Source organism: Kluyvera sp. Awk 3 (assembly GCF_028069715.1).
GTDB classification, from domain to species: Bacteria; Pseudomonadota; Gammaproteobacteria; order Enterobacterales; family Enterobacteriaceae; genus Kluyvera; species Kluyvera georgiana_A.
Window position 1 is genome coordinate 1 of record NZ_JANEWH010000173.1, and the last position, 8424, is coordinate 8424.

The 8424-nt window shown below is 55.3% G+C and carries 6 protein-coding genes; all 6 read right to left on the reverse strand.

What is annotated here, in order from left to right; all coding sequences use genetic code 11:
- Window positions 1-451: 451 nt before the first annotated feature.
- The gene (galF, locus tag NNN71_RS22270) at window positions 452-1342 is read right to left on the reverse strand and encodes a UTP--glucose-1-phosphate uridylyltransferase GalF (protein WP_271459362.1); all 891 of its coding nucleotides are present in this window, start codon (window positions 1340-1342) and stop codon (window positions 452-454) included.
- Window positions 1343-1476: 134 nt separating this feature from the next.
- Window positions 1477-2874, reverse strand: coding sequence for a colanic acid biosynthesis protein WcaM (gene wcaM / locus NNN71_RS22275; RefSeq protein ID WP_266226221.1), 1398 nt, complete (start codon window positions 2872-2874; stop codon window positions 1477-1479).
- A 9-nt stretch (window positions 2875-2883) separates the two neighbouring features.
- Entirely contained in the window at window positions 2884-4107 is a 1224-nt protein-coding gene (gene wcaL / locus NNN71_RS22280) for a colanic acid biosynthesis glycosyltransferase WcaL (RefSeq protein ID WP_001575917.1), read from the reverse strand.
- Window positions 4104-5384, reverse strand: coding sequence for a colanic acid biosynthesis pyruvyl transferase WcaK (gene wcaK / locus NNN71_RS22285; protein WP_271459363.1), 1281 nt, complete (start codon window positions 5382-5384; stop codon window positions 4104-4106). The genes wcaL and wcaK overlap by 4 nt, the downstream gene beginning before the upstream one ends.
- A 31-nt stretch (window positions 5385-5415) precedes the next feature.
- A complete protein-coding gene (locus NNN71_RS22290) occupies window positions 5416-6897 on the reverse strand; it encodes an MOP flippase family protein (RefSeq protein WP_271459364.1) in 1482 nt (493 codons plus the stop codon).
- A 9-nt stretch (window positions 6898-6906) separates the two neighbouring features.
- Window positions 6907-8301, reverse strand: a complete 1395-nt coding sequence (gene wcaJ / locus NNN71_RS22295; protein ID WP_001575921.1) for an undecaprenyl-phosphate glucose phosphotransferase — start codon at window positions 8299-8301, stop codon at window positions 6907-6909.
- Window positions 8302-8424: the final 123 nt, after the last annotated feature.

Consider the following 8424-nt stretch of genomic DNA (forward strand, 5'->3'; position numbering starts at 1 on the left):
CCAATATATCCTGCACCACCTGTTACCAGAATCTTCATTTTATCTCCAACTTGAGCTCATCAATGCTAATAAACCCACTGACCTATTTTTGTTTAATATTTGTGAAACTCAATGAGTTACAGTTAATACGAAATGTTTTTACACGCACGCTACCGCCCCTGGCTCTATAGCTACCAGTGCACTAGCCACACCAACGATGTCGCAAACCACATTTGTCAAGAAAAATTTATAACCCGTAAGAATACAAGAACCCGCATCATTTTCTTCTTAAATGTGTTAGAAAACAAGGGAAAACGCATACTCGCGTATGTAAACATAGCCTTTAAATTGACATTAATATGATCTACATGAAGCAAGTCAAAAAAAATGGCAGCTAAAGAAACCTATGCAAATATGCATAGGTTTATTCTCGTCTGCCATTAGCCGTTCTACTTAATTCTTAGGAGAATTATCAGGATAACAACCTCACAATCTCCTCGCGGAACTTCGCCCCATCCTTCACATTCCGCAACCCATACTGCACAAACGCCTGCATATACCCCATCTTCTTCCCGCAGTCGTAGCTCTCACCCGTCATCAGCATCGCGTCAACAGACTGCTTATTCGCCAGTTCGGCGATCGCATCCGTCAGTTGAATACGGCCCCACGCCCCCGGCACGGTCTTCGCCAGTTCAGGCCAGATATCGGCGGAAAGTACGTAGCGGCCTACGGCCATCAGATCGGATTCCAGCGTCTGCGGCTGGTCAGGTTTTTCGATAAAATCAACGATGCGGCTAACTTTACCTTCGACATCCAGCGGCTCTTTCGTTTTGATGACGGAGTATTCAGACAGGTCGCCCGGCATACGTTTCGCCAGTACCTGGCTACGTCCGGTTTCGTTGAAACGCGCCACCATGGCGGCAAGGTTATAGCGCAGCGGGTCGGCGCTTGCGTTGTCCAGCACGATGTCCGGCAACACAACCACAAACGGGTTATCGCCGACAATCGGATGCGCGCACAGGATAGAGTGCCCCAGGCCCAGCGGCTGCGCCTGGCGAACGTTCATGATAGTCACGCCAGGAGGACAGATCGATTGAACTTCAGCCAGCAGCTGACGCTTAACGCGCTGCTCAAGCAGTGCTTCCAGTTCATACGAGGTATCGAAGTGGTTTTCCACCGAGTTTTTCGATGCGTGTGTGACCAGAACGATTTCTTTGATCCCTGCAGCAACCACTTCGTCGACGATGTACTGAATCATCGGCTTGTCAACGATCGGCAGCATCTCTTTAGGGATGGCCTTCGTGGCAGGTAGCATGTTCATACCCAATCCCGCTACCGGAATGACTGCTTTCAAATTAACCATTATCTTGTCCACCTATATATCGGTTGATGAATTATAGCGATTAAACATGTTTAATCCACTCTGTTTTGTCATAGTACTGATTTGAGTCAGGATGATCCCTGGATGTAATCCGATAATTCAGTGGATTGCCGTGCTCAGCGGCGCGGCAGCGCGAAATTGAGGCGTTCTGTGTTGACAACATGCTGATCGACCCGATCAATATCCACCGCCGCCTGCCCTTTCTCATTCACCGCCCTCACGTTCGCCAGCGACAGCAGCGTATCCTGCTTCGCCATAAACTTCCCACGCACATCCTTGCGTAAATCGAAGTTCAGCTTCAGCGCAGGCCCACGAGAGGAGAGCTGCATCACATTGATGTTCCTCAAAAAAATGTGTTGCGGTTTGTTATGAATCTCCAGCGAAGCGTGCTTCATGGACAGGTTGGTGATAGAGACAAACGAGGGGTTGTTACCCGAGGAAATTTGAATACCGCGGACCGTATAGGCCAAAGCACTGTTGTCCATCTGTATATTATTCAGGCGGAAGTTTTGCGGTATCGACAAATAATTACCTTTGATAACACCGTAGCCAATCAGCATTCCCGCGCTATTAACCATATCGACACCATCAATAACGAAATTATCACAGCCGTAGATCGCCACCGTGGCGTTATCTATTCCCGCCTGCTTGCTGAATTCCGGCGTGATATTGCTGGCTTTCACATTACGTATAATAAAGTGTTTGCCGTTTTCCACGTGCACCAGCTGGCGGCAGTTGCTGCCGGTGATGTTGGCGACGACAAAGTTTTTCACCGCCTGCTCTTCCGGGTAGCCATTATCGTAGGTGCTGCCGGCCAGGCCGATCCCGATGCCCCAGTTGACCTTACCGTTGGTGCAGTCGATATGGTCGATGACGTGGTCGGAGATAAGGATATTGCGGTCGTTAATCGCCACGTTCCACTCAATGGCGTCGCCCTGCAGATAGCTGAAGTGGCAGTGGGTGATGTTCACATCCAGCCACTGATTATGGTAGCCCTGGCGCAGAATACCGTAATTGGCTTTGGTGATGGTCAGGCGGGTAATGGTCAGATTACGCAGCGTACGCTTGTCTTTCCCGCCGATGAAAATCTGCGCCACCGGGCCGTAGCCGCTCATCGTCAATCCGGCAATCGTACAATCACTGCCACGCACGTCCAGCGTAATGTTGTAAAGGCTGGCATCACCGCTGCCAATAACCTGGCAGCCCTTTTGCAGGATAAAGCGCCCGCGCCCGTTGCCTTTCAGGGCACCGGCAACCGCCAGCGTTTTCCCCGGCGGCAGCGTAATCGCCGTATTGATATTGTCGCAAACCACACTCGCTGGCACGTTGACCGTGTCGGCCTGCGCGAAGGCCTCATTGAACGCGCGGATCCAGTCGCCATTGTGCACGTAGTCACGTATGTCCACTGCCGAGCGCTTCTCGGCGGCACGCGCGCCAGTTGCTGAAAGTACCGGTAAGGCCGCGGCAAGCGTTGCCCCGGCGGTAAGGAAGTAACGTCGGGTTAAGGTGTGCATAGCGCCTCCTTAGCAAAGCGTCTGCAGCAGGCTGGCAAGCTGCCGGTTAATCACTTGCTGATTAAAATCGGTTTCGACTTTCTCACGTGCGCGCGCCAGCACCGGCTGGAGGCTGTGCGCATCCATCCGGCCAAGTGATTGCAGTTTGTCCGCCAGCGCCGTGGCGTCGTACTCCTCCACCAGCCAGCCGGAATGACCGGAGTCAATCAGTTCCGGGATGCCGCTGTGGACCGTCGACAGCACCGGGATCCCCACCGCCATCGCCTCCATGAGCGCCACCGGAATACCTTCCATATCGCCATCGGCCCCCGTTACCGAGGGCAGCAGGAAGACGTCAGCTTCATCAAGCAGCATTTTCACTTCATGACTGGGCTTAAAACCTGGCATTTCTACGTGATCTTCCAGCTGATACTGTTCAATCAGGGTGCGCAGACGGCGCTCCCACGGCCCGATGCCGAGGATGCGATAGCGAAAGTTGACGCCACGCTCTTTCAGCTGACGGCAGGCCTCAATCGCTACATGTAGCCCCTTTTTCTCAGTCAGACGCGCAACGGAGAGTATCTGCAAGCAGCCATCGGGCGCTTTTAGCGGGCGCAGCGAAAAGCGGTCCATGTTTACGCCCATTCTTGATACGGTAATTTTATCCGTCGGGCAGCCCATCGCCTGCAGCCGGTCGGCCCACAGTTGGCTGATGGGCAACATCATGTCGCCGCGGCGGAACAGCTGCTGATATTCGCTGGTGTAGTGGTTCAACACTCCGCGGCTTGAGATATCAATACCGTGAAAGACGGTGGCTATCTTCCCGTCGATCACCCCCAGTTCGCGCAGCTTGGCGGCGGTCACGCCCGCCGGGCCAAAGTGGGCGATGTAAACATCGGCGACAATCGGCGCGGGCGTGCGGCTACAGATAGAAGAGAGGATCAGGTTGCGCGCCTCCTGCCCGTAGCGCCGCGCGTTTAACGCCCGCCAGACGGCGGGACGGTGTAAACCGCGCAACGTGCTGAACGCGCGATAGCGTAGCTTCTCCAGCGCCGTTGACGGCTCATCCTGTAACCAGCGAACTTTGTCCGCCAGTTGATATTGGGTATAAGCCGCATGAGTGTTGGTCAGGTCGCCCTTTTGCAGAGCGACAATCTCCACCTCATAACCCATCTCGATAAACGCCACGATCTGGTTTAAGACAAACGTCTCAGACGATAAAGGAAATTTCAGCAGGAAGAAGCTGACTTTCATCGGCCCTCCCGGATGCGGTTCAGCACCGATTCAATCATGGTGAAGCCCTTCTGGCGTTCCCCCTCCACCGCCGCGGCGACTTTCTCGCCCAGCGCCGGAAGCTGGTTGAGAATATCGCCCACCACGCCTTGCATCGAGCCGTCGAGCAGGTGACGAATGTCGATGGCCATCTCAGGCATACCCAGCTGCTGCATAATGCCCGCTGATTTGTGCTCGTAGTTAATGGCAATCGCCGGCGTGCCGAAGTTCATCGAGATAATCGCCGAGTGCAGGCGGGTACCGATAGTCAGTTCGCAGGAGGCAAGAATTTTGCCAATCTCCACGTCATTAAGTTCGTCCATGGCGATATGGAAATGCTCGCGGTTTTTAACGTACTGCGCCATGCGCAGCGCGACCATGCGGTCATCGCGGTTGTAGCGGTCGATACTGGTACAGGTAGAAAGCGCCAGCACCTGATAACCGTCGTCAATCATACGGTTCACCACCTCGGCAAACGCTTTCTCATAGGCCTGCTGGGTTGTACCCAGACGCTTATCAAACGGCTCCAGCTCGCGCAGAGTAATCGCCACGGTTTTACGCTGTGCGGTCAGGTTCAGCCAGTGCTGTACCGCGTAGTTCGGTTCGAAACTGTCGTTACGATGCTCAACCAGCCAGGCGGTGTCCACGCCCTGCTCCACCTTACCGGTGTCGATATTCGCCTTCGCCATCAGCTCACGGCTGACGGTTTCACGCAGAATCAACGCGTTAGTGCGGCCAAAGACGTAGTTCGCCAGCTCGTTGAAGTCCGGGTTCTGGAACGGGCCAACGCTGTGGCCAATCATGTAGATAGGCTTGTTGGCCATAAAGGCGCACAGCGGGTACTCAAAGTGAGTCAAGCCGTAGAGATCGACGTAGTTCGACCCACCTACCTGAATAATCGCGTCATAGTTGCCAAGGAAGCGCACAAACTCATGAAACTCTGGCGCAATTTCAAAGTTGCGCAGTTTGCCTTCGCCGGTCACCTTAGCCAGCAGGATCTTGTGCTGGAAGCGGCGACGCAGCACTTTCTTCACGCGCCCGCTCACCCCAGCCGCCGCCTGCTGTTTCTGGCTCAGCTGATACAGCGGATCGGCAATAATCTCACGCCCCTGCAACCAGGAGGAACTGATCGGGAAACGGCTCATTACGTCCATTTCAACGTCCGACTGCTGGCGAAGAATCGCATCGAGCAGGCCGCGCATAATCGCGCTGTCGCCGCGGTTGCCGCAGGTGTGGTTTCCCAAAATTAGTAATTTCATCATGGCCTCATCAAAAAGGGGTTCAAGCAAATCAATCAGGAACGCGTAATAACGTTTTCAGTTTTCCGCTCCGACAGAGCGGTTTTTTTAGTTCAAGCAACAGGCTGTGGCGCGACAGCATGATCACCAGCGCAAAGCTGACTACCCCCGCCAGCACCTGCATCGCCAGCAGCGCGGAGAGAGAAACGCTGCCTTCCAGCAGTCGCCCCACCGCGTAGCTTGAAATCAGCGTCGGCAGGGAGAGACGAAACGGCAGCCACAGGCTCAGCAGGTAATCGCGGTAGCCCGGCCCCAGCACCGGTTTAATCATCACGAAGTAGCTGAGGATGGTGTTGATGATTTGCACCAGCAGGAAGCCCAGCGTGACGCCAATCGCGCCGCCGAGCTGCCCGCCGATAATCACCGCAGGAATAAACAGGAAGGTCTTAAAGACGTTGAATTTAAAGCTGATATCCACTCGCGCTTTGGCCATCAGCAGCGAACCGATCGGGTTGCCCACCGAGCGCAGCAGCCCCACCACGCACAGCAACTGGAGGATCGGCACGATGTGCAGCCATTTGTCGCCAAACACCAGCGGCACAAAGTTATTGCTCACCACCATTAGCCCCAGCAGCGCCGGGAAATTGATGATCCCCACCACCGACAGCAGCTTGTAGAAGTTCACTCGCAGCTTGTCGGTGTCGTCCTGAATCTTGGCGAACGCCGGGAACAGCACGCGGGTGATGATTGGGTTAAGCTTCATCGGCGGTACCACCGCCACGTTGTAGGCGAGGTTATAGCCCCCGGCCACGCTGGCGCCGAGGATGCGCGCGAGCGTCAGCGTCGACAGGTTAGTGTTGATGTAGTTAACAATACTGTCCGCCGTCAGCCACGCGCCAAAGCGCAGGTTAGGCATGACCGTGGCCAGCGAAAAATGCAGACCTGGACGGTAAATCTTGCGGCCAAAATAGCCGAACAGCAGCGTACGTACGGCGCTGTTGACCAGATAACCCAAAATTGCGGTCATCGCCAGCGGCCAGAAGCAGGCGCTAATCACCGTAAAGGTAAAGCCCGACAGCACCGCTGCGGTCTCAATGGAGCCGATTTTGTTAAACTCCAGCTCTTTTTGCATCAGCGCACGAAATTGCTGGCCGTGGGGGATCACCACGAAGGCCAGCGACAGCGTTTTGATCAACGGCGCGAGATCCGGGTTGTGCAGCAACCGCGCAATGGTATCGCTCAGCAGATACACCGCGGCAAACACCGCAATCCCCAGCCCGACGTTCAGCCAGTAGAGCGTGGTCAGCTCAATCTGGCTGATGGCTTTACGCTGAATAATCGAGTTGGCGATACCAAAATCCGACAGCGTGTCCGCCAGCGCGATAATCACCAGCGACACGGTGAGCAGACCAAACTGATGGCCGTCAAACAGCCGCGCCAGCACGGTCATCTGCGCCAGCCCCAGGCCAATAATCACCACCGTCGCCATCGCCGACCATTTCGCGCCATTGATGGTTTTTTCTCTCAGGCCCATGTCACTTCCTCAGTAGGCTGCTTTGTTGACAAAGCCTTTGAACACCGTCAGGAAGACGATCTTGATATCGAGCCACAGGCTCCACTCGCGGATGTATTCGAGATCGAACTCCACCCGTTTTTCCATCTTCTCGAGGGTATCGGTTTCACCGCGCCAGCCGTTGATCTGCGCCCAGCCGGTAATGCCAGGCTTCACTTTGTGGCGCAGCATGTAGCCTTCAATCAGTTGACGGTACTGCTCGTTGTGCGCCACCGCGTGCGGACGCGGGCCGACGATAGACATGCCGCCGGTGAGCACGTTGATAAACTGCGGCAGTTCATCCAGCGAGGTGCGGCGCAGGAAGTTGCCGACACGGGTCACACGCGGGTCGTTCTGCGTCGCCTGTTTCACCACCTTGTCGTTCTCCATGACCTTCATTGAGCGGAATTTCCACACCTTGATCGGCTTACCATCCATGCCGTAGCGGGTCTGGCGGAAGATGATGGGGCCCGGCGAACTCAGCTTCACCGCCAGCGCGATGCAACACAGCGCAGGCGAAATCAGCAGCAGAATGCCCAGCGCCAGCACGATATCCTCCAGCCGTTTGATAATACGATTCACCCCGGAGAGCGGCGTGTCGTACAGCGGCACCAGCGGAATACCGTTCACCACCTCTACGCGTGAATGCAGGATGTTGAATGTGAAAACATCCGGGATCAGCAGCACCGAGCAGGTGGTGTCGGCGAGAGAACGGACCACCTCTTTAATCTGGCTCTCTTCCTGCATCGCCATCGAGATGTAGACGTTGTGGATTTTGCCGCTGCGGGCATCGTCGAGCAGTTGTTCAAGATTGCCCATCCAGTCGGCGTTAACGCCGCCCGGTTTAGCATCGTAATAGCTGCCGACCACTTCATAGCCCAGCCACGGCTGGTTGCGGAAGCTTTCGAGCAGCGCCTGCCCTTCCGGCATGTCCCCCGCGACGGCCACATAGCGGGTGTTATAGCCGCGATGGCGCAGCATGCCAGCGCCGTAGCGAATGAACGCACGGCTCGCCAGCATGCCGATGGTGCTAATCAGGTACCACGCCAGCCACATGGTAAAGTTGGTATTAAAATCATCGTTAAACGCCAGCAGTCCGGCGGCAAACACCAGGCTTAGCGTCCAGTTCTGCAACAGCAGCAGCAATTCGGTGGTGATACGCACGCCGCGCCAGGAGCGGTAGAAATCGGTAATCCCGCCAATCATCTGGAAAACGACCAGCGTCACCAGCGCCATCAACAGATGGAGATATAAAAACGGCAACGCAACCGCCTGACACACCAGCCACAATCCCCCCAACATGATGGTGATGTCGGAAAAACGCTGCACCATGGAGATTAACGATGCATTCGTTTTAGCTCGTTCGCGCTTTTTTAGAGTCGTCATCGTTGGTCCTATTCGTCGTTTCCCCTCACCCCGGCCCTCTCCCCAAAGGGCGAGGGAAAAAACCAATCCGCAGCCTGCACGTTCGGTTCCCTCTCCCCTCTGGGGAGAGGGTTAGGGTGAGGG